This is a genomic window from Micromonospora sp. GCM10011541 (assembly GCF_042650725.1).
Lineage (GTDB): Bacteria > Actinomycetota > Actinomycetes > Mycobacteriales > Micromonosporaceae > Micromonospora > Micromonospora sicca.
The window spans coordinates 1-24,935 of record NZ_JBHSBP010000005.1; the positions used below are offsets into that span (position 1 = coordinate 1).

Sequence of the window (24,935 nt, forward strand, 5' to 3'; positions counted from 1 at the left end):
CCGCTGCCAACTGTCAGCTCACCACTGCTGAACCGACCCCGCCATGCTCACAGTCAGGCCAGCCGGAGGACCGTTGCCTGAGGCAAAATGTGTCAGAGTGGAAAGTAGTGCGCTCAACTAACGGGGCAGCGCGAATCAAGACCTGGGAGAACACCACTCAATGACCACCCCCTACGACCCTGCGCAGAACCAGCCGCCGGCCGGCCAGCAGCCGATGCCGCCCACCGCTCAGTTCCCGCAGGTGCCCGCCGGCCAGTTCCCGCCGCCGGCGCCCGGGCAGGTCCCTCAGCAGCCCGGCCAGTTCCCGCCGCCGCCCGGCGCGCCGGCGCCCGCCGCCCGCAAGCGGCCCTGGCTGATCCCCACCCTCATCGGCGTCGGTGCGTTCGTGGTGCTGTGCTGCGGCGGCTCGATGGTGATCGGCCTGGTCAGCGGCGACGACAAGAAGACCGATGTGTCCGCCAGCAGCGACATCCCCGCTGCCAGCCCCAGCACCTCCGCCCCCGCGGCCGTCGCCCCGAGCACGTCGGCCCCCACGCCGGCCAAGCCGGAGCCGGCGAAGACGACCGCGGCGCCGGCCCCGGCCAAGCCGAAGACCTTTGGCGTCGGCGACAAGGTGCGCGGCGGTGACTTCGAGGTCACCGTCAACGGCGTGAAGTGCGGGATCTCCCAGGTGGGCAGCCAGTTCCTGAACACCAAGGCGCAGGGCAGCTTCTGCAAGGTCAACGTGACCGTCAAGAACGTCACGAAGAGCGCGCACACCTTCCACGCCGACGGCACCCTCACCGCCCAGGACGCCACCGGCCGGGAGTACGAGGCCGACGGCGAGGCTGGGATCTACGGCAACACCGACGGGCAGGGTTTCCTCGACGAGATCAACCCGGGCAACTCGGTGAAGGCGAACGTCTACTTCGATGTGCCGAAGGGCACCAAGCTGAAGACGATCACCTTCGACGCCGGGCTGTTCACCCTGGCCGAGGACGCCGTCGTCACCCTGTGACCGGCCCCCAGCCGCGAAATGCGTGACTGGCGAAAACAGCGACAGTCCCGGAGAACCGCCGGGACTGTCGCTGACAGCGGCGACCCTACTGGGGCTGACAGCCAAGGAAACGTTTGTCCATGGTGAGCTGCCGGACCTTCGCCATCGTCTTACGAATGCCGGCCTTGATCGGCTTCTCCAGGACGTCGTAGCTCTCCCAGAAGCTATTGGCGAAGGCGAGCTGAGGCACGAGGAGTCTCCAACGGGCGGCGCGAAGCGGTGAGGGTGTGACCGAGCAGGCGCGGTGAGAACTCAGATCTCGGGATGTACCGCCTATCGGTAGAGCCAACCCGCTCCCACCGGCGTTTCGCGCACACAGTCACCGCCTGGGCGTGCACTCAAGTAGACCCGGTGGGGACTCGCGACCCGAGGGGCGGGCGTCAGCCGATGCGGTACTGGTCGCCGTAGACGGCGAAAACCAGCGGCGTGTTCAGGTCGAAGTTGCCGTTGTTGAGGAAGACCCGCTGGGCGGTGTCGACGCGGGAGGTGTCCGAGTGGGCCGCCTCCTTCCTCATCTCGGCGACCCGTTCGTCGAGGAAGGCGTGCAGCCAGGTCCGCTCGTCGCCACCCTGAGCCGGCGGCTTTGCCCGGGCGAGGGCACGGCTGCGGATCCCCCGCATGCCCTCGTAGCCGTGCATCACCGCCGCGTCGTAGTAGGCGAACTGACCCAGCGCCCGTACCCCGTCGGCCTTGCCGTCGCGTAGAGAAGGGTTGAAGTACACCCGGTCCCGCTCGGCCTCCTGACCGGCCCGGAACACCGGGTCGGCGGCGGCGGTCCGCCAGTCGCGGGGGAAGTACGGGTCGAGGCCAGCGTGCGAGTCACTGCCGTTGACGGCGCGCAGGGCCGGCAGGTACCCCGCCAACACGTTGCCCGGCTTGGTCCTCGTGTAAGCCTGCACCAGTTCGAGCATGTCGCCTGTGCCGGAGCAGAAGCCGATGATGCCGGCGGTGTAGCCGCGCCCGTCGCCGATGTCCTCGATGTAGGAGAACTGCGCGCGCCAGTCGAGCGAGGAGTTCTCCGCCGCGGAGACGAGCTGCATGGCGATGTCCTTCTTCGCCGGGTCGTCGAGGGGGGCGCCGGCCGGCGCGGACGGGCTGGGCGTGGCGCCGCCGGGCAGGATCCAGCGCTGGTTGGCGTTGCCCGAGCAGCTCCAGATCTGCAAGCGGGTGCCGTTGGCGGTGCTCCCGCCCGTGGCGTCGAGGCACTTGCCCGAGCCGGTGTTGACCAGCGCGCCGTTGCTGGCGGCCCACTTCTGGGCGCCGGTGCCGTTGCAGTCGTACAGCTGCACCCTCGCGCCGTCGGCGGTCGACGCGGCGGTGACGTCCAGGCACTTGCCGAGCGCGCGGACCGAGTCGTCGGCGTTGCCCACCGTCCATGCCTGGGCCGCGGTGCCGTTGCAGTCCCAGAGCTGGACCGGCGTGCCGTTGGCCGGGTTGGCGCCGGCCACGTCGACGCACTTCCCGCCGAGGCCGGTGATCGGCCCGGCCGCCGCGGCGCTGGCCCATGGCAGGCCGTAGCCGACCGCCACGGCGAACATCAGCAGAGCCGCTGAGAGGTAGGCGACTGTCCGCTTGCGAAGCATTGGCTCTCCTCGGATGGGGAAGGGGCGCGTCCCGTGCTCTGGTCCGTGGCCTGCGCCGCGTCGGACTGGCCCGATTGAGGCATTAGGAAACCTTATTAACTGATAACGGTACGTCAATGTACTCAATCGAGACGGCTCCGTCCACTGTGCGGGCAGGGACAGCACACGCCGCAGCTTGTGTTTGGGGCAGGTGGCCATCGTTCCGCCGCCAACGGGGCCGAGGCCGTGGAGCGGGCCCGGGCCACCCGGCCCGACGTCGTACTCATGGACATCCGCATGCCGCAGTCGGACGGGATCAGGGCCACCAGCGAGATCGCCGGCACGCGCGGCCTCGAACAGGTTCGGGTCCTGATCCTGACCACGTACGACACTGAGGCGTACGTCTTCGAGGCGCTCCAAGCCGGCGGAACACTCTGGTGAAAACCCGGGACCGGCTCGACGCCATCATCACCACGGCTGTCACAGCTAAGAGCGCGGGCCGGCCCTGCCCTCGTTGAGCAGCGTGCCGTCCGCAGGCGTGCGGCAGCGCTTGTCCGCCCGACGCTGACGGGCGCCCGTCGGTATGCGTCGCGTGAGTCTCTTGGGGGTGGTCCGCCCCGCGGTAGAGCGGGGTCGCGCGGCGGATGAGCATGCGGAGCGTGACGATGGCGGCGGACAGGCACGAGCCCTCCGGTGATCACTCACCTGGCACGACGCTGAGTGCTCGCGTTCCGCGTGCTGGCGCTGGTGCCAGTCACGATCTTCGTCACAGCCACGAAGTCTCACCTTCTGGCCCGACGTGCCAGCCGCTTCTACAGGTCTCCGGCTGCGCCCGTGGCGGCGAACACCTCGACCGCGTCACGTAGCCGGTCGAGAAAGCCGGTCAGATTCTCTGCGACCACGTCGAATCGCGGGTCATCGCTGCGGTAGACACCGGCGACGACCTCGCCGGCAGGAAGCCGGTACACCGGCGCGCCGGCCCCCGCCTCCACCGCGAACAGCCCGCCGCCGCCATCACTGGCGAACACGACCACGTCCGCGGTGAGGCGCCCCCGGACCGTTGTCACCTCCCGGTACATGACCAGGCCGGGATCGTGGATGAAGTAGCCGTTGCCGATGTCCGGCAGGCTCACTTCGCGCACCTGCCGGTACCACCCGAGCAGATCACCGGGCGGACGCATGTCCGCAAGCGAGGCGAGCTCCTCCTCCCCCGCCGGCCCGCCGATCGTGTGCCGGCCCGGCGGGTAACCAAACCGGACCTCGAATCCCGGCAGCAGCTGGTCCACGCACGCGGTGACGTCCTCCCGCCAGCGGCCGATGTACGCCACGTCCATCCGCTACCAGATCCACCCAGCATCGGCCGACGCACCGACAGCCGCTGCTCCGTCACTGCCGCAGCCGATCATCCGATGTCCCAGGAGGCCAGGTGCACGCCGCAGTGCAGGCAGAGGAAAAGGTACGCCGTCGGCTCACCGCTGCGATCCATCCGCCGCAGCATCGCGTCGGCCTGATCTGCCGGCCACCCGAGCCGGTGCAGATCGTCCCGGATCATCTCCAGCGCATCAGGGTGGGCGCGCAGGTCCTCGTGTCCGGCGGCGCCGAGAAATGCGGCACCGTCACCGCAGTGATACAGCCAGCTCGGCTGCTGCCAGGAGTCGAAGCCCGGTGTGCGTTGCGTGATCTCCTCGACGACGGCGAACGGCACGTCCTGTGGCACGTCGGTCGTGTCGGTGAACATGCAGGGCCAGTCGGCGGCGCCGGTCAACGCCTGCGCTGCCTCACTCGAGGCGATGCAGTGCAGGCACAGCACATCGATCTGGCGGCCGTAGATCGGCCCGGCATACCGCCAGCCGCGCGGAACCCCGCACAGATCACACGCCTCGACCGTCGGAACGGCCGACCCGGTCGCGACCGGATCGGGGTGGTAGCGAAATCGCGGCTGTGTCACTCTGATCAGCTCTGTCAGACCCGGGCCGTCAGGTGACCGCTGGGCGAGTAGTCGATCTTCCAGCCCGCGTAAACGCCGAGGACGCCGTCCGCGGTGCAGCAGCCAGTGGGTGCTGATCTGCTGCACGTGCACCCAGGGCAGGTGCTCACCGATGCGCACCCACAGGTGGTCGTACCGCCGATAGGTGATCGGCTGCCCACTGCGGTACCGGAACAACGGCCCCGTCTCGGTCGTGTTCCGCTTCTCGGCGTGCCGCTGCAGGTACCGCATGAGTGTCGGCGACATCGGCTGCCACCGCACCGTCTCACCCTTCTCCCGCAGCAGGATCAGACACTGATCCGGGTCCAGGTCGACCGGCCGCAAAGCGAGGGCCCACCCCGGCGGCACGCCGTCTCGGTGTGCAACCGCAGCAGCAGACTATCCGACGCCGGATCATCACCCGTGGACGCCGCCACCTCGTTGATCTCCGCCAACCGGGTATCCGCCAACGCTCGCCGGGTGCTCGGCAGCCGCCGTGGCTTCGCCACCTTCAACGCCGGGTTCTCTGCCTGCGACAGGAACCCGTCGGCGACCGCCCGCCGGTATAGACAGCGCAGGGCCGCGATCAGATGCTCCGCCGCGCTGCGCCCGCCCCGCGCGTTACGGCGGGCCACCACATGCGTCTTGACGTACTCCGCCAGCCGCTCGATCTCCGACGGCGTCGGCTCATCGATACGCCGCTGACCCCACTGCTCCACAACGCGCTTCCAGTACGACCCGTACGCCCGCCGCGTGCCAGCACTGACCGCAGCCGCAACCACCGGCACGTACTCCGCGAACGTCGGAGCCGGCGGACGGTCCGACGCCACCGCCACCAGATCCGCTGGCGAAATGCCCATCCGCGACAGCAACAACCGAGCGGCCTCCAGCTCGGCCTTACCCGCCACGCCGCTCACGACTCACCACCCGCAAACGCCTCGTCCTGCACCCGCGCGACCACCGCGTCCAGCGAGGCCGGCGGGTGAAGCACGAGACGTCCGGCCTTCGGATCGGCCGCCAGCAGCACCCGATCGCCGGCCGTCAACCCGCACCACTGGCGGACCACAGCGGGCAACCGCACATGGCCCTCTTTCGTCACCCGGAACACCCCGCCCGAGTCAGGGCCGACGATGATCAGACCGCCGCTTTCCCTGATGCCCAACCTGAGGCCAGGAACCCAGCCGAGAGCAGCCATCACCGCCCGATCAGCGACGCGGCCATGCACATCAAGAGTCGCCAGCCCATACACCGTGCTGCAGTCACGAGTAGGAGCCAGTCGCGCCAGCGGCAGAGGCGGCCGCTTCATCGCGGCACGCAAGTCACCGCGGATCTTGAGCCCGCCCGACGGAACCACCGCCGGAATCACCGAATCGATCGGCCGGTCGGTCATGACCCACCTCGCCAATGACGAGGCTGCCGCCAACGGCGGTAACAGAGAGTGAAATCAGGTGGTCAAGCACGCTTGACCACCTGTACGTCCAACGTCGCACGGTTGCTACGCGGGAGTGTCCGAGGGGGGGACTTGAACCCCCCCCAACCCCGCGAATTGAGAGGGCGCGACGCACCGCGGCTGCGATGCTCCACCATGCTGGGCGGTGGCGTTGAGGAGCTGCCACCGCCCAGGCCGTTAACCGTGCTGCCCTATGACTCGCACCGTGGTGGTGGCCTTGATCGGTTGGTCCTGCGGACCGCGCAGTTGAGGGTTGATGTAGATCAGCCGGCGCTGGCTCCGACCTGGCCCGTATGGTTGCTGGCGCCAGTGTCCACGCACCCACCACCGGTACTCCCGGCTGATGCCCTCGCCGGTGAGTTGCCCGCCGTTTCCTCCAGCGCGCGGTGCCCCTCGGCGGCCCCGGATCTGGATCAGGCGCACCTCGGGCTCTTCCCGGCGCTGCCGGCGGTAGGCCTTGCGGATGCGATCGTCGACGGGAGCGTGGGAGGTCTGGGCCAGTTGCTGGGCGATGAGCAGGAGCGCCGCGCTGAGCGGTCGGGCGGGGTTGGTGGGTGCGACGGTCGATCCGTCGGGGACTTGTCTGCACCAGGTGGGGACGAGCCAGCCCACGTGTTCGCGGAGGCGTTGCAGGTCCGGTCCTTGCAGGCCGGCGCCGACGGCGCGGTATCCGACGGCGACGAGACCGTTGGTCGTACTGGTCCAGCTGACGGCGGCCAGGGTTGCCAGTGGCAGCGCCCAGGCGAGCAGCCCGTGGGGTGCGGGCAGGTCGGTGGGCTCGAATGGGGTGTCGGGCAGTGCTGCTGTGGCGTGGCGGGTCAGGTCGGTGAATTCGGGGTCGACCCAGTAGAGGCGGGCGCCGTCCAACCCGTCGGCGACGGCCTGTCGCAGCTCGGCCGGAAGCAGGTCGATCTGGTCCGTCCCCCGGAGCAGGGCGGATAGCCGGTCGCGGACTTTCGGCAGCAGCGTCGCGGCCACGGGCATCGGCTGCCACTCCCCTACGGAGGTGAGGGTTCGGCCGGCTTGCAGGCTGTCGAGGATGGTGACTTGCAGTTGGCGTAGAGCATGCCGGGCGTCGCCGGTGAGGTCGGCGCCGATGGCGGCTTGGGCGCGGGTGGTGAGGCCCTCGGCGTCGCACGCCTCGACGAGTATTGAGCAGGTGATGCACGCCGCCCAGTTGGTGCCGTAGCGGTGGACCTGGTGGTGGTCGTCGGCGATGAAGTGGGCGTCGACGTTGCGGGTGCGGTGGACGTAGATGACTTTGGGGTCTGAGCAGAAGTCGCAGCGGTACTCGGTGGCGACGGTGTCGGCGGGGACGGGCTGCGGGTCGTGGTCGGGCCGACCGGCGGCGGCGGAGTGGCGCCATGTCCACTCCCCGGTGGCCAGGTCGGTGTACCGGTTGAGTAGTTGGCGGCAGACCCGGCAGGCGGTGGGGTTCACGACTGCACCTGCCGTCGGGTCACCGTCCGGTGGGCCGGGTGATCGCGGAGCCGTCGGCGGCGTTGCACTGGCGGGGGCATGTGCATTCCGAGGTGGTAGTTGGCGATGTGGTCGCGGCGCTGCTTGGCGTGGTAGAGGGCGATGTCGGCCTGACGCAGATGGCCGGCGAGGGTGCCGTCGAGGCCGTTGAAGTAGGTGACGCCGGCGCTGGCGTGCGGGGTGAGGGTTGCGCGGGTGCCGTCGGCGCCGGTGACGGTGACCGGGGGTGTGAGGGCGACGAGCGCGGCGGCGGGCGGATGGAGGTGGTCGTGGTCGTCGGTGGGCAGGAGCAGCAGGAATTCGTCGCCGGCGAGGCGGGCGGCGACGCCGCCGTGGTGCGCCGCGGTGCGGGACAGGCGGTCGGCGACAGCGACGAGCAGGGCGTCACCGGCGTCGTGACCGTAGGTGTCGTTGACGGCTTTGAAGTCGTTGAGGTCGATCAGCGTCACCGTCAGGCTGCGCCCGGCCTCGGCGAACCGGGTGAACAGTTCCGTGGCGCAGGTGCGGTTGGGCAATCCGGTGAGCGGGTCGTGGTGGGCCTGGTGGACGGCGGCGGCGAGCTGGCGGCGCAGTCGGCGCAGCGCGGGCCGTGTGGTCGCTGCTCCGAGTAGGAAGCCGAGGGTGGCGCTAAGGCCGGCTATGGCGATGGTGGACACTGTGTTCCTTCCTGTGGAAGAGCCCGGGGCGCGTGCTGTGGGGCTGGCGTCCCGGGCCCGGGGGATACGAGAAGCGGCCCGCCACGAGGGCGGGCCGGTGCAGGTCGCGGGGTGCGGTGACGGCGCGGTCAGCGGATGCCGGGGCGGCGCCGGTCGGCGATGTCGGCTTGGGCGGCAAGTTCCGGATAGGTGGCGCGGATGACGTCCCACACCTGGCGAAGCAGTTGCTGGCTGCTGTAGACGGGCGACGGGTCGCCGTACCGGTAGGTCATGGTTTCCGTATCGACGTGTCGGGCGATGTGGCTGCGCGGGTTCGCGGCGAACGGGGCGGGGCGGCGGCAGCGGAGGTTGGGGCAGTGCGGCGGCGGCTCAGGGTGCCCGGCGGGCTGCCACCGCTGGTACCAGTGCGGACCTCGCCGCGCGTCGACGGCGATGCCGGCGGTGATCCGGCCGCCGTCGGTGGCCATGGAGAACTGTTGCCGGCAGTAGCTGCAGTGGTCGCGCCAGATGAAGCGGACGTCGGCGATGACGGCGGTGTGGCCGTCGAGGGTGAGCACGGGAGGTGGCGCGGAAGCGATCTCCGCGGGCAGGTCCGGGTGGTGTTCGGTCACGGTGGTTCCTTCCGGTAGCAGGAAGGGGCGAGCCGGAAACCGGCTCGCCCCTCGATGGGTGACTGTTCAGGCGGACAGGAGCGCGAAGGCGCGCTGTTTGATCGCCGCGGCGGTGCCGTCGGAGAGGACCTTGTGGGCGCGGTGGTGGGCGCTCTGGGCAGGTTGCTCGTGGTCAAGCCACTCGGTGACGGCCTGGTAGCCGGCCCAGGCGGTGCCGCGGATGGTTGCTTGCGTGTCGGCGTCGTCGAACAGGTGCCGCAGGCTCCGCTCGCGGGCCATCTTTTTCAGGTAGGCCGATTCGCGGTCGTCATCTTTGAGTGGCCACAGCTGTTCGGCGATGCGCTGCAACTGCTCCCAGTCCAGCTGCCTTTCGATCATGTTCTCGGCGGCGGCCTGGAATTGGTCGAGGTAGGCCGGGACGAGGCGCAGGGCGTCGCGGACGGCGGCGAGTTTGCCGACGACGTCTCCGCTGTGGCGGAACGTGTAGTCGCCGGTGTTGTTGGCGAACGCGGCGCGCTGGGTGTTCGCGCAGACGACGCGCACCGGGGTGACGAGGATGCGCCCGAGCCGGGACGCGTCGTGGGAGGTGCACAGGGCGAGGTAGAGGTCCATCTGGTCGATGCCGGCGATGCGCAGAGTCTCGGGCAGCTTCATGGTGACGAAGACTTCACGGCCGCCGCGGAGGCTACCGGCGGTTTCGAAGTGGGCGCCGGTGGCGTCGACGATCATGTTGAGCAGGTCGCAGCCTTGTTCGTTCTGCACGACCTGGTAGGTGTTGCCGACGGTGCCGAGGACTTCCCGCTGGCCCGTCTTGGGGTGCCGGCGGGTGGTGGCGAAGCGGCCGGGTACGGGGATGTCGGAGTCGACGGTGCGCAGCGGTTCTTTGCGAACGTCCCAGCCGCCGAGGTAGGCGACGGTCATGACGTCGGCGGCGGTGAGGCAGCTTGTGGTGGTGGTGCCGAGCCGATGCCAGGCGTCCTGGCGGGCGGTGAAGAAGGCGGCGGTGCCGTCGTCGAACTGCTCGATCTGGTGGGCCACGTGGGGACTCCTTTTGCTGTTGGGGTCGCATCCGTCGCTGGATTGCGGCGGGCAGTTGGAGGGGGGCGTGGGCAGCGCCGAGGGCAGGCGGATCCGCCCGCACGGCGTGCAGTTGGTGTGAATGTCGTCAGCGATGACGGCGGGCAGTGGTGATGACCACCAGTGCGGGGCTGGCTCGTCGGACGTTCACGGCGGCGACGTCACGAGCCGGGGGCTGCGCCTGGGAATGCGGACGCTGGGGCGGCGGTCTGCTGTCACGGGCCGACCTGGGTGGGCCTGAGAAGCGGTTGGGCGCCGGCGGGCGTCGGGAAAGGATGAGATGTGCCGTGAACGCTACGACCGGCACCTGGCAGGGCCTACCAGGAGGCCGTTCCCTGCGGTGCCTTCAGACCTGACAGGCCCGCTCCACGCCGACATACAGAGCGGGCCGCGCGGCTGACGGTATTGGCCTGCGCGGCGAGGTGGGGCAGCTCGTCGCGAGACGGGGGCGGGAGGGCCGAACACCATCGGCCGCGGCGGCAGGAGCGGGCGGGCAATCCAGACCGCGGTTCACCCGTCGGCCCTTCGGTGGAAGACCAGGACGTCGGCGTGCACCCTCATCCGGTCGGTGGCGGGGGCTTCGACAGCGACGAGGTGCTGCACGTAGGTCAGTCCCGTCGACCGGGCGGCGCTGATGACGCGCGGATGCAGGATGGCGTCGTCGCCGGTGAGGGCGACGACAAGACAACCCGCGCGACGCAACCGATCGTTGTGCGTGCGTAGCCATCCGGCCGCGGAGGGCCGCGGCCACTGCATGACGATCAGCGCGGCCCGCTCGTGGCTCGCGAGACGGCGCCGGATCCGGCGGCCCGCCAAATGCGCGGCTCGCTGAAGGTGGGCGCTGTTGGTGCCGTCGAGGATCAGGTCGCGTTGATGGGTGAAGTTGGCGATCAGGCGCTGGGCCAGCGGAGCCGACACCAGCTCGGTGTCGGTCGTCAGGTTCCACACGGTGATCGGCACGGGCGGTTGCACTGGCACCAGGTGATCGGTCGGACAGGGTGACGGGCGGCGGTCGGTCATGGGCGTGTGCCCCTGGACCGGTGACGTACTGACCAACGGGCAGACGCCGCAGGTCAGGTCCGCCGAACCCGGGGTCCCCTGACACGGCCTGACAGCCCCGGCGGCGGAACACGTCACTGCCTGACCGCATCTGACAACGATCTGTCCTGTCAGCAGGCGGCACTGCAATGGACGCCTCGAACCGGCCGACCCGAGGAGCGCACATGCCCATCTCCGCCATCGCCGCCGCTGACCGGGCTTTCGCCCTGCTGGTCCGTGGTCCGGACCCCTTGCAGCTCGACGGCCGTGACGTGCCGGGGCTGCCCCGGCGTCGCCTGAGCCTCGACACCGTCCGCGACCTGCTGGTCGGCGGAGTCGACACCGGTGTGTCGGACGCGGTGTGGCGGATCCTGTCCGCCCACGCCCGCGCCGACGGACCGGCATGGGTGGTCGGCGCTGTCGGAGTGGCCGTGCCCGGCCTGACCCGCATCGCCTCCCGGCTGGCGCACGGCTTCGCCATGCAGGCCGACGACATCGGCTCCGAGGTCGTCGCCGGGTTCCTGCAGGCCCTGCGCGGCGACGACCTCAGCGGACCGCGCGTGTGGCTGCGCCTGTGCTGGGCCGCGTGGCGTGCAGGCCATGCCGCACGCCGCACGGACACCACGCTGGAACTCCCCCACGATCTGCCGGTCGGCTCCCGCACACCACGCTTCCCGTACGGGCACCCCGACCTGGTCCTGGCGCGCGCCGTCACCGCCGGCGTCATCACCGCCGAGCAGGCCGAACTAATCGGCGCGACCCGCCTCGGCGGAGCCCTCGTCGATCACCTCGCCGCCGAGCTTGAGGTGTCCGCGCCGGCGATCCGGATGCGTCGCCGACGCGCCGAGCAGACCCTCGCCGCCGCCATCCACCGCGGCGACCTCGCCGTACGCACCAACCGCACACGCCCTCACTGATCGCCTCGACCGTCGCGGGCAGTCAACCCCTGCCTCGCCCATTCATCCCTGCCGCATGCAAGGAGAAACGCATGAGCTTGGAAGCGATCGTGTGGGCGCTCCACGACGCCCCCGACGTGCCGCCATCGTGCCTGGCCGTCCTCCTCGGCCTGGCTAACCACGCCCACAGCGACGGACGGGGTGCCCACCCGTCCCAGGAACGCCTCGCCCATTACGCCCGCAAGTCGGTGCGGTCGGTCCGCAACGATCTGGCCGAACTGCAACGCCGCGGCTTGATCCGCCGTGGCGACCAGCGGCACCCCGCCTTCGTCCCGGCCGACCGGCGCCCGGTCGTCTGGGATCTGGCAATCGAGCGGCGCCGCACCGTGCCGCCTGCACCCGAGATTGCGGTTGAGGGGGAACGGCCGGCACCAGCCTTCCGGGGGTCCCGCGAACAGCCGGAAGCAGGCTTCCGGTCGTCATCCGAGAAGGCGGAAGCTGGCTTCCCCGCGCAGGGGCAACGGCCGGAAGCAGACTTCCCAACGACAGGAAGAGTGCTACCAGACGGCCGGAAGCACGCTTCCTACAAACCGTCCTTAACCATCAAAGAACCACGCGCGCGCCGGCGCCCGAGGCGCTCCGGCGACCGGCACTGCCCCCGCCACCGGGGATCCCCAGCGCACAACTGCGGCCCGTGCCGAAGCGAAGCGCTGGCGGGTCCCGGATGACCGACCGAAGCCAACGCCCCCCAGGGCACCTCGGCGGCTCTGCGGCCCGGTGCGATCAGCCGCCATGCCACGGCGCCGGAGGCCCGGTCAGTCCATCTGTGCGGTGCTGCGAAGGTACTCGTCGGCGAGTGGGGCGACGGCGTCAGGGTGGATGCCTACCAGTGCATCCAGAGAGTGCGTCCAGTCGGGACTGCGGAACGCCCATGCAACGTACCGCCGGGCGGCCGCGGGGTCGTCGGATTCACGTGCAAGAGCGAACAGCGCTTGCGCCCGCAGTTGTGGTGCGGTGATCGACTGGGCGAGTGCCTCGGCTCGGCCCCAGTCACCAGTGCGGGCCAGGGCCGTCGCCAACTCTGGTAGCGGTGGCGTCATCGTTGGGCGCCCGATTGCGCCGAGTTCGGCTTCGGCCTGGTCGACCAGTGGCCGGACACGGTCATGGTCGCCGGCCACCGCGACTGCCAACGCGAGGTGGGCCAGCGCCTCCACCCGGAACTGGGCGTCAGTGACCTGGCCCGCCAGGGCCTCCGCGCGCACGGTGTGACCCTCGTCCGCAGCCACACTGGTCAGCTCCGCCAATGTCGCGTTGCGATTGAACCGGTCCCCCATTGACCGGGCGATGGCGGCGGCGCGTTCCGGTTCGCCCGCGCGCGCCACCGCTGAGACCAGGAACCGGATCTCGTTTGTGTCGATGCCCCCGTCATGTGGTTTCGCCAGCTTGACCAGCGCCGCCACCTGATCGGCAATGTCCGCCATTTGCTCCCGGTCACCGGCCTGGGACGCCGCAGTGACTAGCGCTCGGAGGACCTTCGGCTGCCGGTACCGATCGGTGATCTGCTCCGCCAGCCTCGCCGCTCGGACCATGTCACCCGCGTCGGCGGCCACCTGCATCAGGACGACCTGCGCCTCGGTCCGGTTGTAGCCGGTAGGCAGAGAAACGGCCAGATCCTCGGCCCTGTCCAGGTCGCCCGCGTAGGCCATAGCCCGTACGGCGTCGATGAGCGCCCACGGCTGCTGCCTGTCGTCTGTCATCGTTGCGGCTAAGTCCGCAAGCCGGCCAGCCACCGCGCGGGCCGGGCCAGACTGCCCGGTGCGCGCCAGCGCGTGTACCACCCCCGTCAGTGCGCTCGACCGGTCCCTGGGAGCGGAGATCAAGCTGGCGATGCTCTCGGCCCGGTTGGAGTCGCCCGTCGCGGCCACGGCCTTCGCCAGGGCGCTCAACTCGTTCGTCCGGCGCCGCGAATCTGTGCTGGCGCGCACCGCCGTCTCCACCCGTAAGGCCAGGGTCCGGGCCCGATCCGAATCGCCGACTCGGGCCGCGACGCACGCCAGCCGCGCCAGTGCTGAGGTCTGGTGGGACGGGCCGGGGATCGAGACCGCGAGCGCTTCGGCGCGATCGGGATCCCCAGCCCGGGCCACCGTCTCGGCCAGTTCGGTCAACGCGAACGCCTGGACGTCCTCGTCGGTGACCGGACCGACCGAGTCGTCAGCCGTCAACGAGCCGGCCACGGTCGCGGCCCGGTCCGTCAGTAAGACAGCCCAGTCGCGGTCACCGGCGTCGGCGACGGCCGCGACAAGATCCGCTAACTCGAGGACCTCGCGACGTCGGGAGACCGATCCGGCCTCGGCCTCGGCCTCCCGGGCGAGGGCGAGCATCCTCGGGACATCGCCGGCCGCAGCCGCGACTTCGACGAGCGTAGTCAGTGCGCGCGCCCGCTGCTCAGCGCCGTGCTGAACCCGGATCATGGCGCGAGCGCGGGCGAAGTCGCCCGTCTCGGCGATCGCCCTAACCTGCCTTGCGAGCACCCGCGTCTGGACGTACGGTCTCGTGATGTGGCGGGCGATGTCCTCCGCCCGGTCCGGGTCACCTGCACATGCAATCGCCTGCGCCACGTCGGCCAGTGCGTGCGCACGTTCATCCGCGTCGGTGATTGCGTGGGCCGCCTCTTCTGCCCGTCCGGCGAGTGCCCATGCACGGTCGCAGTGGTGTTCAGCCAGTGCCGTCACGACGTCCGCAAGGGCGTGTACCCGTGTCCGGGGATCGCGGATCGAGTCGGCCAGCGCTTCGGCGCGGTCGAGATCACCGGCAGCGGCCAGCGCCTGTGCCACGGTGGCCAAGGCTCCCGCCTGTTCATTCGGGTCCGTGCCTGATCGGGCCAGGCCTTCGGCCCGGTCCGCGTCGCCCGCCCTGGCCATGGCCCTGGCCACGGCGGCCAAGGTGCCTGGCGGTGGCCAGGTCTCTGTATGGACGAAGGTCGCAGCGTCCTCGGCCAGGGCCGGCGCTCGGGCCGGATCGTCTCCGGCCACCACCTCAGCTAGGGCCGCTAGAGCCAATGCCGCGTAGTTAGGGCGGTGGGTCAGTTGTCAATCCTGCTGTGGTGATGATGTTGACTTTGAAGGTGGCCTGGTAGTTGGTGCGGTCGATGGTGCCTTTGGCGCGGTGTTTGGAGATCGCTCGTTTGACCACGCGTGGGCTGACGCGGGTTCGGCGTGGCGGTAGCGGGTCGGCCAGGACGGCGCGGCCGATGGCGCCGACGAGGTCGATGGTGGTGTCGGCGATGACGCCGGCGGCGTGGATGATCTGGTCGCGGGCGGCGTGCAGGGCGATGGTGAAGCTGGCTCGGTCCGGGCTGGTTGTGGGTTGGCTGGCGGTGGCGTCGGTCATCGCCAGGCGCAGCGCCTGGTAGGCGGTCAGCAGGGCGTAGACCTCCTGGCTGATCCCGGCCGGGGTGCGGGCGCGCAGTACCCGCCCGCCCAGGGTGGTGGATTTCAGTTCGAGGTAGCAGGTCTCGATCTCCCACCGCTGGTGGTAGAGGGTGACCAGGTCGGATGCGGGGAACGCCCGGTGGTCGGTCAACGTGGTGAGCAATCGGTAACGGCCGACGTGACGCTGTCCGTCGAGGGTCACGATGATCTCGGCGTCGATGACCCGGACGGTCATCGCGCCGATCGTTGACAGCCAGGATCCGTCTGAGCAGCGGCGGATCATCGGTAGCCGCCGGTCGTCCTTGTCGCGGATGAGCAGGTCAGCGCCGGTGGCGGCGAACTGGTCGATCGTCTGGCGGGCGGCGAAGCCACGGTCGGCCAGCAGGAGCATGCCGGGTTGCAGACAGCCCAGCAGACGAGTGGCACACCCCAGTTCACCGACGCTGATCGGGGTGAACACCGCGTCGATGAGGGTGCGGGTGCCGCAGGTGACGACGGCGACCAGTCGCAGCATGGGATAGCCAGAGCCGCCATGGGTGCCGGCCTGGCGCGGATAAACGGCCAGGTTCAGCGCACTGTCGGGCAGGAACATGCTGGTGCCGTCGATCGCGCACACCAGCAGACCCCGCCACCGGGTGGCCCCGGCCGGTGGACCTGCCAGCAGCCGGAACAACGCCGCGAGGGGCTTGTCCCCAACCCGGCGGCGGGCCTGCGCCAACGCCGACGAGGTCGGCGCCGCCACCGCCAGCGCGTCCAAACCGGCGACCAGCCGGCACCACACCTGCCGGTAACCCAGGTCGGTGAACAGAGCCGCCGCGAGCAGCAGATACACCACCACCCGCGACGGCAGATCCCGCACCCGGGCCTGCACCGCCCCGGTATCAACCAGGACGGCATCGACCATCTCGAACGGCACCTGCTGCGTCAACTCACCTAGATGCCCCGGCGCGAACCGGCCCGACGCCACCGCGATCGTGCGAGTAATGGCAGACTGTTCCAACGGCGGGGCTCCCGGTCCAGAGGCTGTCTTCGAGTGACAAACCTCTATACCGAGACCCCGCCGTCCTTGTTCGACGACACGCCGCTTGACAGCACCCCCACCGCCCTAACTACGCGGCATTGCCGCTAGAGCGGGTGTCCGTGACAGCGGGTGGACCGACCGCGCCATAGCCTCTGCGCGCTGTTGCTGACCCAGCAGCGCCCACACCACCGGCAGCTCGGCCGGTATGCCGACGTTGCGCGCGGTCAACTCGCCGAGGTGGATTGCCAACCTGGCCATGGCCAGCAGGTCGGGCTCCGCCCGGGCCAGGATGGCGCCCTGTGCGGTGATGATCTCGGCGTACGCGGCGGCGTCGCCCCCGGTGATGTCGAGCATCCGGTCGTGGCGGTCCGAGTCGGTGGCGCAGGCGATCATTCGGGGTAGGTCATCGGCGGCGTGCAGCAGCCTGTAGTAGCCGCGCAGAAGGTATTCGGGGGTGTCGGCCGGCCAGGCGCTAACGCGATAGCCGTCGGCCCATGCGTGCAGCCGCTGCCGGTAGGCTTCCAGCCTGGCTGGGCCGAGGCGATCTGTGGCCATCTGCTGCAGTTCCTCGTGGCCCAGCACGTACACCTCAGGTCCGGTTTCCGGCTGCCAACGGCTGGGGCGACGGGTGAACGACCGGCCGGCCACGGTAGTGAGATGTTCTGCAATCTCGGGCTCCCACCCGTCGGTCAACCCGGCAAGGTCGCGGGCGCTAAGACCGCCACCGGCGGCGGTAACCACGCCGAGGAGGTCCCGCTCGGCCCGGCTGCCCCACAGCAACCTTTTCAGTTCCTGCTCCATGGCGTGCCTGGCGGAGGCGGCCACGGGCGATGCGCCCAACGGACGCGCGACCGCGGTGTCCCGCAGTGGATGCCGCTCCGGGACATCGCCGGGGATCGGCGGGTTTGACCTGCCAGCGACAATGACGCGCATCCCGGCGGGCGGTTCAACCGGCAGCAGTGCCGCGATGCTGTGCGGCGCCTGTCCGGCCGGGACGCCCGTATCCTCGTCTAACCCGTCCACGAGCAGGACCAGCCGCTCACCTCGCTCGGACAAGGCGTGAGCGGCCCGGTCGAGCAGATCCCAGAAACACCGGTCGCGGGTGGAATCGGTCACGTAAGCCGGCATCGGCTCGCCGAGCAGCTCCGCCAGTTGCTCCATCACCGCGTCGGTGAAGGCCACCCGGTCACTTTGACCAGCCCAGCGGGATGTGATGAAGAACGACACTAGGCGCACACGCGCCGGGGGGTGCAGCACGAACCACGACATCAACGCCGACTTGCCCGCCCACGGCCCGGCCCGCCACCACACGTATCCGCCGCCACCCGGCGCAGTGCAAAACTGGGCCAGCTCGGTCAACTCCCGCGAGCGGCCTACCAATTCGCGAGGGGCGATGCGCGACACCGTCTGATGGCGGTAGACCGACCGCGCCACCGGCGCGACGCCGACCGTGCCCGGGGAATTGATCATCACGCCGCTGTTGGCCACGCTGCGGTCGTTGGCAGTCGCAGCACCGGTGCCGCGAGCCAGGCCAGCGACCGGGGGTGTCCAGTTCACCGCGACCTTTCCAGTTCGCTCCTGCGTCGGCTCATGGCCGTTGTCGGTCGACACCAGTATTTGCGCTGCCGCCATCGGTCGCCTCGGCGGCGCCGGTACGATCGGCCACCGCCGGCCCCGGCATCACCGGACCCGTCACGCCGGTGTTCGCCCGGCTACCTGGTCCGCGCGCGGTGGCGCTTCCGGTCCTGCTCGCCCGCGTCCCTTGATCACCATTCCTAGGCAACGCCGCCCACACCGCCACCCCTACCGAGGCCACCGCCGCCAGCGCTGAGGCCACCGTGGAAATCCGATCGGCCTGCTCCCACAGGGCGATTGCGTAGTCGATCGGCGGGCGCCCTGAGCTGGTGATGTGCGTAGTGACTGGCCTGTGTGGAGGCCGGAAGAGCGGGTGAGATCGCGTCGGTGATCATGGAGTTCTCTACGCTTCACGACACCCCGAGGACCTCACCCGCCGATGTCATCATGCCCGATCCCCGCACTGACCGCCGTCGCCGGCGGCACCCCTGACACATCACCACCTGCGGTCACCGAGAGCGAGTGCGCGGGGTTGATGCAGGCCCTGTCGGCGGTCCCGGATCCCCGCGACCCGCGTGGGGTGCGGTATCCGCTGTCGGGTCTGCTCACGGTCGCGGTCTGCGCGGTCCTGGCGGGGGCATCGTCGTTCGCCGCGATCACCGACTGGCTGCACGATCTTGACGAGCAGGCCCGCGACCGGCTCGGGTTCGATCATGGGGTGCCGGTGGGCACGACGGTGTGGCGGCTGCTGACTCGCCTGGACGACGGGCTGCTGTCCACCGTCCTGGCCGGTTGGCTGACCGCCCGCGCCCAGCCGGTGACCACGCCCCGGCCACGCCGGTATCGGACGGTGATCGCCGTGGACGGGAAAACTCTTCGAGGCGCCCGCCGCAGCGACGGCGGCCAGGTCCACCTGCTCTCCGCGCTGGACACCAGCACCGGCATCGTCCTGGCCCAGGTCACCGTGAGCGCGAAGAGCAATGAGATCCCCGCGTTCGCGCCGCTACTCGACGCGGTCGAGACCGTGTTGGGCACCCTGACCGGCCTGCTGTTCATCGCCGACGCCCTGCACACCCAGACCGCCCACGCCGACGAGATCGCCGCCCGCGGCGCCCACCTGATGATCCCCACGAAAGGCAACCAGCCCACCCTGTTCGCCCAGATCAAAGCCCTACCCTGGCCCGACGTCCCACTCGGCGACCGCCGCCGCGACACCGGGCACGGCCGCCGCGAGACCCGCACCGTCAAAGCCATCACCGTGCACACCCCCGGCGGAATCAGGTTCCCCCACGCGCAGCAGGCCATCCGGATCATCCGGACCCGCACCACCGGCGGGAAGACCAGCCGCGAGACCACCTACTTCACCGTGTCTCTACCCGCCGAGCAGGCCCAACCCGCCGACCTGCAGGACTGGGCCCGCCGCGAATGGCACATCGAGAACCACGTCCACCACGTCCGGGACGTCACGTTCCGTGAAGACCTCCACCAGGCCCGCACCGGCACCGGACCCGCCGTCCTGGCCACCCTGCGCAACACCTCGATCGGCTACCACCGCACCAACGGCGAGGCCAACATCGCCCGCGCCACCCGACGCGCCAACCGCCGCCCACACGACCTCATCACCGCCGTGACCAGCACCTATACGACAACGCAATGACCCTGCCTGCTCCCACCGGACAATCGCAAAGAGTGCGCCTAACGCCGCCACAACTATGCAGGTCAACACGATCACGACACGTCGCGGCGTCATGCCGACATTATCCCGATGTAGGAAGAAGCAGGACAGTGTCCATAAGGGCAACCATGGCTAAACGGGTGGGCTCTGGTTACGGCGTTCGTTGCTGAGGGGACGTAGAAGAGTTGCCTGATGCCCTTCGGTGTGAACTCTCGGCGAGCGGGTCGGATCGGGTTTGATGCGAGGTCAGACGGCCTGCTGACGCTCTTCTCAACTCGGTTCGGCTGGCACGGTTGCTGTACTTCGCTGCTGTACTGCTGGCATGGGCCGACCGGCTTCCCTGGTCCAGCCGAGGAACCGGCGGTGCAGCACACCGGCCGGTGTCCAGGGCATGTCCTCGGTCGCCTGGACGAGGTAGGAGCCGAGGTAGAGGGCCAGCGACACCGGAGCGCCGGCATACTCGGCCCGCAGCTCCCGCTTCCGTGTCGGGCAGGGCCAGGGTAGGTCGCAGCCTCCGCAGCTCCAGATCGGCATGACCGGGCCGTGGGTGGTCACCGCGCACCCTCCAGAAAGCGAGCGGTAATCTTCCGGGCCTGCCAGCTGGTCGCCCATTCCACCTGCCAGCACGGGTACGGCGCCAGCCGCGACCACCACTCGCGGCAACCGGCGCACATGCCATCGAGCCCGCGGACGTGAACCGCGAGGATGGCCCGCTCCTGCCCGTCGCTCACTGCTCCCCCTCCCCCGGCCAGTGGCCACGATTGATCGGGATCCGGTGCCGGGCACGGCAGGGTAGGTCCGCTCCACAGCGGCAGATGCGCCGCCAGAGCCGCCACGACCACACCGGCCGATGCCTGCGGGCGAGAGTAAGCGCGGTGGCCGAGAGGTATTCGTCATACGAGACGCGACGCACGTACCCTCCCTCGTCGATCACGAGGGCGGCCCCTTGCCCTCGAAGCTGAGAGGGACGCGACGACCAGGCGACACCCGCACCGCCCGCCGCATCCCGTGAGCAAGAAGCTACGGTCGGTTGCAGAGCGGAATGGGTATGGTTCGTACCCCTAGATCACGAGAGGAGCCCGACCTTCACCGCAAGGTCGCGGGCGTCGTCGCGGGTGGAACGCGGGCCGTCGAGCAGGTCCAAGGTGATCTGGCGGGCGTACCCGTTGAAGCGGATCGTCTCCGGGGCCGACTCGTACGCCTGCCGGAGGGTCGTCACGGCCGCTTCCTTGTCGTCCTTGCCGTAGTGCGCCCGCGCGACCTCGATGAGATGGCGTGCCCGGCGCGGCCTCGACGGGATCGCCGCCGAATCATGACGGCGTGCCTGCCGCACCGCCTCACCGGACTTCTGCAACTCCACCGCCACCGTCACCGCGTGAGCGCCCATGATGACCCGGGAGAACGATGTCTGCGGCTGATAGAAGCCCTGCGGCAGGCGCTGCGCCACTCGGTCCGCGCGATCCCAGTATCGCCAGGCCCGGCCTTCCTCACCAGCGCGAGCGGCGGTGTAGGCAGCCTCGAAGTTCAACGCACCCCACAGCGCCAGCAAGTTCGTGTTCCCGTCGGCCGTGTGCGACTGCAGAGCCGACAGGACGTCCAGTGTCACCGCCATGGCGGTGTCCCAGTCACCGGCGTCCCGATGCACCTGACACAGGAACCATCCCGCGCAGGCCACCGCCTCCGGATCACCGGACTCCTGCGCCGCCACCATCGCCCGATCCGCGACCCGCCACAACAACTCGGCAGCGGGCTGGTAGGCAAGGAACATCTGCGTCAGCCCGAGCGTCTCCGCCAACAGGGCCTGTGCCTGCCGACGCTCGACACCCTCGTACGCCAACGCGGCGCGCTGCACGTCCCGCAGCAGGCCCGGCAACAACCCGCCAAGCACCGTACGGTGATCGGACGCCTGATGGCGTGCCCGCCACGCCACCGCAAGCCGCTCCCTCAGGCTGGTCAACGACTCCGCGGAAGCCTCGTCGGAGGGCATGAAGCGGTTCACGGCGTCCCGGACCGACGCCAGCGCCGGATGCTCTGGCCCGTTGACCACGGCAGACCGGTCGCTCAACTCCCCGGCCAAGGCAGACACGTCGACCTTGAGAGCACGCGCGATGCGATCCAGCATGTGAATGCGCGGCGGCAGGATCCGATCGGTCTCCACCGCCTTGACCCACTCGGCGCTGCGGCCCACCAACCCACCGAGCACCGCACGAGTCTTCCCGGACCGCTCCCGGTAGACCTTCAATCGCTGCCCGAAAGTCAACTCCGGCAAGGAATCCATCCCGAACCTCCTCGTAGCGCGGGATGCACCATCGGCACCCGGGCCGCCGTCGCACCAACGCTACCGAGCAGCCCGCGCCCTCATAACCCCTCACACACGGCTCGCCGCAATCCACGGCGGCAGGAAGTTCCCTAGACCCCTCGCTTGTAAGTTCTGGGCGCGTCGTCCGCGTGGGTCCGTCCGTCCGCATCCACGACCTCGGACGACTGTCCGTGCGCGGCCGCTGGGTGCCGTTCTCGTCCGGGCCCGTTGCTGTCATCGTTGCTGTCAACGGCCGTCTACTCGTGGGTCGCTGGCGACCCTCGGATTAAGAGGACCCTCGCTCGGCGGCGGCCATCGTGTGTGACCTGCTGCGGAACCGCGTGCTGGTCTTGCTCCCAGTGCCGCTTTGCATTGCCATTGGGGTCGTACGGGGGTCAGGAACTCCTTGACCCCCAGGCAACGATCAGACCGACCCCGCAGGCGGCCTAGCTAGGTGGGGCGACGGGCCAGCCAGACCGTACGCTCCGTGCGCACCGTGAAGTCGGTGCGGTGCGGAAGGTCGGCGGCCAGCTGCTCCAGGGCGGCCAGGTCCTCGGCCGGGAGGCGGTCCTCCAGGCCGTGGCGGAGGCGGCCCAGCGAGATCTCCGCGTAGCGGCCGGTCGCGGCGGGCAGCGGCGGCCGCAGGACGAGGTCGAAGTGGCGCTCCGCCTCGACGGCGTAGCCCGCGCCGGCCAGCCGCTCGCCCCACGCCTCGCCCATGTGCAGGCCGTGTTCGAGGCGCTTGGCGTCGAGCAGGGCTTGGCACCGCTCCTCCAGCGCGGCGCCGGCCGGGTCGTCCAGGAAGCGCGGGAACGAGTCGAGTTCGACCACGGCGAACAGGCCGCCGGGGCGGGTCAGCTCGTACGCCCGGGCCAGCGCCGTGTCCGGGTCACCGATGTGGTGCAGGGACGCGGATGCCCAGATCAGGTCGGCCGGCTCGAGCTGCGGCCAGGGCTGGTCCAGATCCGCGCGTACGGTCCGGATCCGGTCCCCCAGGCCCTCCTCGTCCGCCTTGTGCCGCAGGTGCGCGAGCATCTCCTCGTCGACGTCGACGGCGGTGATCCGGGCGGCGGGCAGGTGGCGGGCCAGCGATCGGCTGCCGACGCCGGTGCCCGCGCCGAGGTCGACGATGTGCGGCCGGTCCGGCAGCTGTGCGCCGACCCAGCCGATCAGTTCCGCGTAATACTCGTGCAGGACGGCGGCGTCGAGTTCGAGCATCTCGCCCAGGTGCGTGTGTGCCATGCGCCGACCGTACGCCGGTCTTGCGCCGATGGCATAAGGTCTTGCGCATGAAGCAAGACGGAGATCTGGACGCCCTCGTCCGGCAGCGCATCCGCGGATTGCGGACGGCCCGCGGCTGGTCGCTGGACGAGCTGGCGGCGCGCAGCTACCTGAGCCCGTCCACGCTGAGCCGAATCGAGACCGGCCACCGGCGCATCGCGCTCGACCAGCTCACCCCGATCGCCCGCGCGCTGGGCATCACGCTGGACCAGCTGGTCGAGGCGGGCGGGGACGACGACGTGGTGATCCGGCCGCACCACGAGCCGGAGCGGGGCATCACCACGTGGCTGCTGTCCCAGGGCGACGCCGCGCCCGGGATGACGGTCGCCAAGCTGCGGATCACCCGGCCGGTCCCGGCGGATCTGCGGGTGCACCCGGGGCGCGACTGGTTCACCGTGCTCTCCGGGACCGTGGTGCTGCAGCTCGGCGAGCGGACCATCCGGGTCGAGGCGGGCGAGGCGGCCGAGTTCTCCACGATGGTGCCGCACGCGTTCGGCGCGGACCGCGGACCAGCCGAGGTGCTGTGCATCCTCGACCACGACGGCGAGCGCACCCACCTCGGCCCGGAGCGCTGACCCGGAGCATTGGCTTAGCTAACCCACCTCGTTCACAGCGTTCGGGAAAGCATCACCGTGACGGTTCCCCGAACGCCAGCCGCGCGCGCATCGACGGGCTCGGCTTTCTCTCCGACGCCTGACGTTGGGGTCGAGAAGAGGGGTCGGGCCCGGTCCATGAGGACCGGGCCTGATGTGTTCCTGCTGGTGCGCCGCCAGGGACTCGAACCCCCAACCTGCGGATTAAGAGGCACGTTCAAAGTCATGAGCAAGAGAGGTCCACCCCGGTGGTGTGGGTGGTCGAGGCGGGCACCGATCGGTGCTTTGTGCAGCGGTTGCTGTCAGGGTTGCTGTCGCCAAAAGAGCAGCCCTACCCCGGGCCTCCCCTCTGCATCCGGGGAGGGCGGCGGGCCGCTTCTTCGCGGCTACCGGCCGTGCTCGTGCGCAACTTGCCGGTTTTTGCCGTGTTTGAGGAAGACGATTGGTTGCGTTATGGACATGTATCTTCGCGAGTGCAAACGCCCCGTCCCACCATCGCCCCCGGGCGGCCCGCCTGCATGGGAGTCTGTCCCGAGTCATCTGCCCCCTTCGGCCGCCTCTGAAGAGCGACATGCCCCACAACGACTATCGCGCCATCGACTTCCGGCCCGCCCTAGCCGCCGGATGGCGAGTGTTCTACATGGACGACGCCGGAAAGGTGACCTCGCTGCCAGTGGTGGGGTGGCTGGTGATGGAACAGGCCCCGATCTCCGCCGACGGCCGGGACGCCCACTCGGACGTGCCCGTCGAGAACCGGGACCGGCTCGTCGTCGCGGGCGTCCACAGGGATGGGTGGGCCAGCCATGTGGTCCCGGCCAACTGGCACGCCGAGCCGTGGCTCGTCCGGGGCCCAGACCTGCCCGACCCGGACCGGTCCCAGATCCGCGCCGAGAAGGAACGCCGCGAGGAGGCGGCGCTGACAAAGCCGCTGGAGGACGACGAGGAGTAGACAGGGCTGGCAGAGGCGTCGGCTCACGGCCGGCGGGTAGAGGCGGCGATGCGGCCTGCGCCTGGGCGCGGAGCCCCTGCTGCTCGGCCTGCGCCCAGACGAGTTGCGGGCAGGAGCGGTCTTCGCGGCACTGGCGGCACGTCCCGGGCCGCCACGTCGTGCCGGCAGCGATGTCACGGCGTCCGGCTGCGCTTGTTTACGTCCTCGCCGGCAGGCTTGATGAGGCTGAGGTCCACCAATACCAGCAGGCTCGTCCCTAGACAGCGATCGGAGAGCTGGGCGGGTTCAGCCAGTGGAAGCATTTGCCTCGACGAGTTCGGTGAATATCTCGGAGGGCTTC

At 69.9% G+C, this 24,935-nt stretch carries 25 protein-coding genes; 7 read left to right on the top strand and 18 right to left on the bottom strand.

The features are described from left to right. Positions 1-160 precede the first annotated feature (160 nt). Positions 161-997: a DUF4352 domain-containing protein gene (locus tag ACFOYX_RS01800; RefSeq protein ID WP_322443858.1), complete on the top strand. Its 837-nt coding sequence runs from the start codon at positions 161-163 to the stop codon at positions 995-997. An 85-nt stretch (positions 998-1,082) separates the two neighbouring features. Here ACFOYX_RS01800 and ACFOYX_RS01805 read toward each other — a convergent pair whose 3' ends face one another. Next, entirely contained in the window at positions 1,083-1,226 is a 144-nt protein-coding gene (locus tag ACFOYX_RS01805; protein ID WP_322443857.1) for a hypothetical protein, read from the bottom strand. A 190-nt stretch (positions 1,227-1,416) separates the two neighbouring features. Continuing rightward, positions 1,417-2,619, bottom strand: a complete 1,203-nt coding sequence (locus ACFOYX_RS01810; RefSeq protein ID WP_322443856.1) for a chitosanase — start codon at positions 2,617-2,619, stop codon at positions 1,417-1,419. Between the two features lie 177 nt (positions 2,620-2,796). Between ACFOYX_RS01810 and ACFOYX_RS01815 the strand changes: the two genes are divergently transcribed. Continuing rightward, positions 2,797-3,039 carry a response regulator transcription factor gene (locus tag ACFOYX_RS01815; protein ID WP_322443855.1) on the top strand — a complete coding sequence of 81 codons (243 nt, stop codon included), beginning with the start codon at positions 2,797-2,799 and terminating at the stop codon, positions 3,037-3,039. 371 nt (positions 3,040-3,410) lie between these two features. Here the strand turns inward: ACFOYX_RS01815 and ACFOYX_RS01820 are convergent, their stop codons facing one another. The 9 genes from ACFOYX_RS01820 to ACFOYX_RS01860 form a co-directional block, all read right to left on the bottom strand. Continuing rightward, positions 3,411-3,932: a hypothetical protein gene (locus ACFOYX_RS01820; protein WP_322443854.1), complete on the bottom strand. Its 522-nt coding sequence runs from the start codon at positions 3,930-3,932 to the stop codon at positions 3,411-3,413. A 68-nt stretch (positions 3,933-4,000) separates the two neighbouring features. Continuing rightward, on the bottom strand, positions 4,001-4,705 hold the full coding sequence (locus ACFOYX_RS01825; protein WP_322443853.1) for a CbrC family protein: 705 nt from the start codon (positions 4,703-4,705) through the stop codon (positions 4,001-4,003). A 167-nt stretch (positions 4,706-4,872) separates the two neighbouring features. Further along, positions 4,873-5,481: a hypothetical protein gene (locus tag ACFOYX_RS01830; RefSeq protein ID WP_322443852.1), complete on the bottom strand. Its 609-nt coding sequence runs from the start codon at positions 5,479-5,481 to the stop codon at positions 4,873-4,875. Next, on the bottom strand, positions 5,478-5,954 hold the full coding sequence (locus tag ACFOYX_RS01835) for an AbrB/MazE/SpoVT family DNA-binding domain-containing protein (protein ID WP_322443851.1): 477 nt from the start codon (positions 5,952-5,954) through the stop codon (positions 5,478-5,480). The genes ACFOYX_RS01830 and ACFOYX_RS01835 overlap by 4 nt, the downstream gene beginning before the upstream one ends. Positions 5,955-6,191: 237 nt before the next feature. Then, positions 6,192-7,454, bottom strand: coding sequence for a hypothetical protein (locus ACFOYX_RS01840; RefSeq protein ID WP_322443850.1), 1,263 nt, complete (start codon positions 7,452-7,454; stop codon positions 6,192-6,194). Continuing rightward, on the bottom strand, positions 7,451-8,149 hold the full coding sequence (locus tag ACFOYX_RS01845; protein ID WP_322443849.1) for a GGDEF domain-containing protein: 699 nt from the start codon (positions 8,147-8,149) through the stop codon (positions 7,451-7,453). The genes ACFOYX_RS01840 and ACFOYX_RS01845 overlap by 4 nt, the downstream gene beginning before the upstream one ends. 128 nt (positions 8,150-8,277) lie before the next feature. Continuing rightward, positions 8,278-8,760, bottom strand: coding sequence for a hypothetical protein (locus ACFOYX_RS01850; RefSeq protein ID WP_322443848.1), 483 nt, complete (start codon positions 8,758-8,760; stop codon positions 8,278-8,280). Positions 8,761-8,826: 66 nt separating this feature from the next. Next, positions 8,827-9,798 (bottom strand): DUF932 domain-containing protein, encoded by a 972-nt coding sequence (locus ACFOYX_RS01855; protein WP_322443846.1) that lies wholly within the window; start codon positions 9,796-9,798, stop codon positions 8,827-8,829. A 549-nt stretch (positions 9,799-10,347) separates the two neighbouring features. Then, positions 10,348-10,797, bottom strand: coding sequence for a hypothetical protein (locus ACFOYX_RS01860; protein ID WP_377533765.1), 450 nt, complete (start codon positions 10,795-10,797; stop codon positions 10,348-10,350). Between the two features lie 263 nt (positions 10,798-11,060). Here ACFOYX_RS01860 and ACFOYX_RS01865 point away from each other — a divergent pair, with 263 nt between their 5' ends. Continuing rightward, positions 11,061-11,792 (top strand): hypothetical protein, encoded by a 732-nt coding sequence (locus ACFOYX_RS01865; RefSeq protein WP_322443844.1) that lies wholly within the window; start codon positions 11,061-11,063, stop codon positions 11,790-11,792. 71 nt (positions 11,793-11,863) lie between these two features. Next, complete coding sequence (locus ACFOYX_RS01870; protein WP_369292991.1) at positions 11,864-12,499, top strand: helix-turn-helix domain-containing protein; 636 nt, start codon at positions 11,864-11,866, stop codon at positions 12,497-12,499. Positions 12,500-12,586: 87 nt separating this feature from the next. Here the strand turns inward: ACFOYX_RS01870 and ACFOYX_RS01875 are convergent, their stop codons facing one another. The 3 genes from ACFOYX_RS01875 to ACFOYX_RS01885 form a co-directional block, all read right to left on the bottom strand. Then, positions 12,587-14,704 (bottom strand): hypothetical protein, encoded by a 2,118-nt coding sequence (locus ACFOYX_RS01875; RefSeq protein ID WP_322443843.1) that lies wholly within the window; start codon positions 14,702-14,704, stop codon positions 12,587-12,589. Between the two features lie 136 nt (positions 14,705-14,840). Beyond that, positions 14,841-16,169, bottom strand: a complete 1,329-nt coding sequence (locus tag ACFOYX_RS01880) for an IS4 family transposase (RefSeq protein ID WP_322443842.1) — start codon at positions 16,167-16,169, stop codon at positions 14,841-14,843. A 138-nt stretch (positions 16,170-16,307) separates the two neighbouring features. After that, positions 16,308-17,855, bottom strand: a complete 1,548-nt coding sequence (locus ACFOYX_RS01885) for a hypothetical protein (RefSeq protein WP_322443841.1) — start codon at positions 17,853-17,855, stop codon at positions 16,308-16,310. Positions 17,856-18,378: 523 nt separating this feature from the next. Here ACFOYX_RS01885 and ACFOYX_RS01890 point away from each other — a divergent pair. After that, the gene (locus ACFOYX_RS01890) at positions 18,379-19,455 is read left to right on the top strand and encodes an ISAs1 family transposase (RefSeq protein WP_322443839.1); all 1,077 of its coding nucleotides are present in this window, start codon (positions 18,379-18,381) and stop codon (positions 19,453-19,455) included. 288 nt (positions 19,456-19,743) lie between these two features. Here the strand turns inward: ACFOYX_RS01890 and ACFOYX_RS01895 are convergent, their stop codons facing one another. The 4 genes from ACFOYX_RS01895 to ACFOYX_RS01910 all read right to left on the bottom strand — a co-directional run bounded on the left by ACFOYX_RS01895 (position 19,744) and on the right by ACFOYX_RS01910 (position 23,014). Then, positions 19,744-20,028 (bottom strand): hypothetical protein, encoded by a 285-nt coding sequence (locus ACFOYX_RS01895; RefSeq protein WP_322443860.1) that lies wholly within the window; start codon positions 20,026-20,028, stop codon positions 19,744-19,746. After that, positions 20,025-20,363: a hypothetical protein gene (locus ACFOYX_RS01900; RefSeq protein ID WP_322443859.1), complete on the bottom strand. Its 339-nt coding sequence runs from the start codon at positions 20,361-20,363 to the stop codon at positions 20,025-20,027. The genes ACFOYX_RS01895 and ACFOYX_RS01900 overlap by 4 nt, the downstream gene beginning before the upstream one ends. A 176-nt stretch (positions 20,364-20,539) precedes the next feature. Further along, a complete protein-coding gene (locus ACFOYX_RS01905; protein WP_322443838.1) occupies positions 20,540-21,751 on the bottom strand; it encodes a helix-turn-helix transcriptional regulator in 1,212 nt (403 codons plus the stop codon). A gap of 471 nt (positions 21,752-22,222) precedes the next feature. Then, positions 22,223-23,014 (bottom strand): class I SAM-dependent methyltransferase, encoded by a 792-nt coding sequence (locus ACFOYX_RS01910; RefSeq protein WP_322443837.1) that lies wholly within the window; start codon positions 23,012-23,014, stop codon positions 22,223-22,225. Positions 23,015-23,061: 47 nt separating this feature from the next. Between ACFOYX_RS01910 and ACFOYX_RS01915 the strand changes: the two genes are divergently transcribed. Next, positions 23,062-23,628, top strand: a complete 567-nt coding sequence (locus ACFOYX_RS01915; protein WP_322443836.1) for a helix-turn-helix transcriptional regulator — start codon at positions 23,062-23,064, stop codon at positions 23,626-23,628. A 589-nt stretch (positions 23,629-24,217) separates the two neighbouring features. After that, positions 24,218-24,595, top strand: coding sequence for a hypothetical protein (locus tag ACFOYX_RS01920; RefSeq protein ID WP_322443835.1), 378 nt, complete (start codon positions 24,218-24,220; stop codon positions 24,593-24,595). Positions 24,596-24,935 lie beyond the last annotated feature (340 nt).

Excerpts from the sequence above, each read along its gene's own strand:
- ACFOYX_RS01800 (WP_322443858.1), top strand. The coding sequence starts at position 161 with ATGACCACCCCCTACGACCCTGCGCAGAACCAGCCGCCGGCCGGCCAG.
- ACFOYX_RS01810 (WP_322443856.1), bottom strand. The coding sequence starts at position 2,619 with ATGCTTCGCAAGCGGACAGTCGCCTACCTCTCAGCGGCTCTGCTGATG.
- ACFOYX_RS01820 (WP_322443854.1), bottom strand. The coding sequence starts at position 3,932 with ATGGACGTGGCGTACATCGGCCGCTGGCGGGAGGACGTCACCGCGTGC.
- ACFOYX_RS01835 (WP_322443851.1), bottom strand. The coding sequence starts at position 5,954 with ATGACCGACCGGCCGATCGATTCGGTGATTCCGGCGGTGGTTCCGTCG.
- ACFOYX_RS01865 (WP_322443844.1), top strand. The coding sequence starts at position 11,061 with ATGCCCATCTCCGCCATCGCCGCCGCTGACCGGGCTTTCGCCCTGCTG.
- ACFOYX_RS01870 (WP_369292991.1), top strand. The coding sequence starts at position 11,864 with ATGAGCTTGGAAGCGATCGTGTGGGCGCTCCACGACGCCCCCGACGTG.
- ACFOYX_RS01885 (WP_322443841.1), bottom strand. The coding sequence starts at position 17,855 with ATGGCGGCAGCGCAAATACTGGTGTCGACCGACAACGGCCATGAGCCG.
- ACFOYX_RS01905 (WP_322443838.1), bottom strand. The coding sequence starts at position 21,751 with ATGGATTCCTTGCCGGAGTTGACTTTCGGGCAGCGATTGAAGGTCTAC.
- ACFOYX_RS01910 (WP_322443837.1), bottom strand. The coding sequence starts at position 23,014 with ATGGCACACACGCACCTGGGCGAGATGCTCGAACTCGACGCCGCCGTC.
- ACFOYX_RS01915 (WP_322443836.1), top strand. The coding sequence starts at position 23,062 with ATGAAGCAAGACGGAGATCTGGACGCCCTCGTCCGGCAGCGCATCCGC.
- ACFOYX_RS01920 (WP_322443835.1), top strand. The coding sequence starts at position 24,218 with ATGCCCCACAACGACTATCGCGCCATCGACTTCCGGCCCGCCCTAGCC.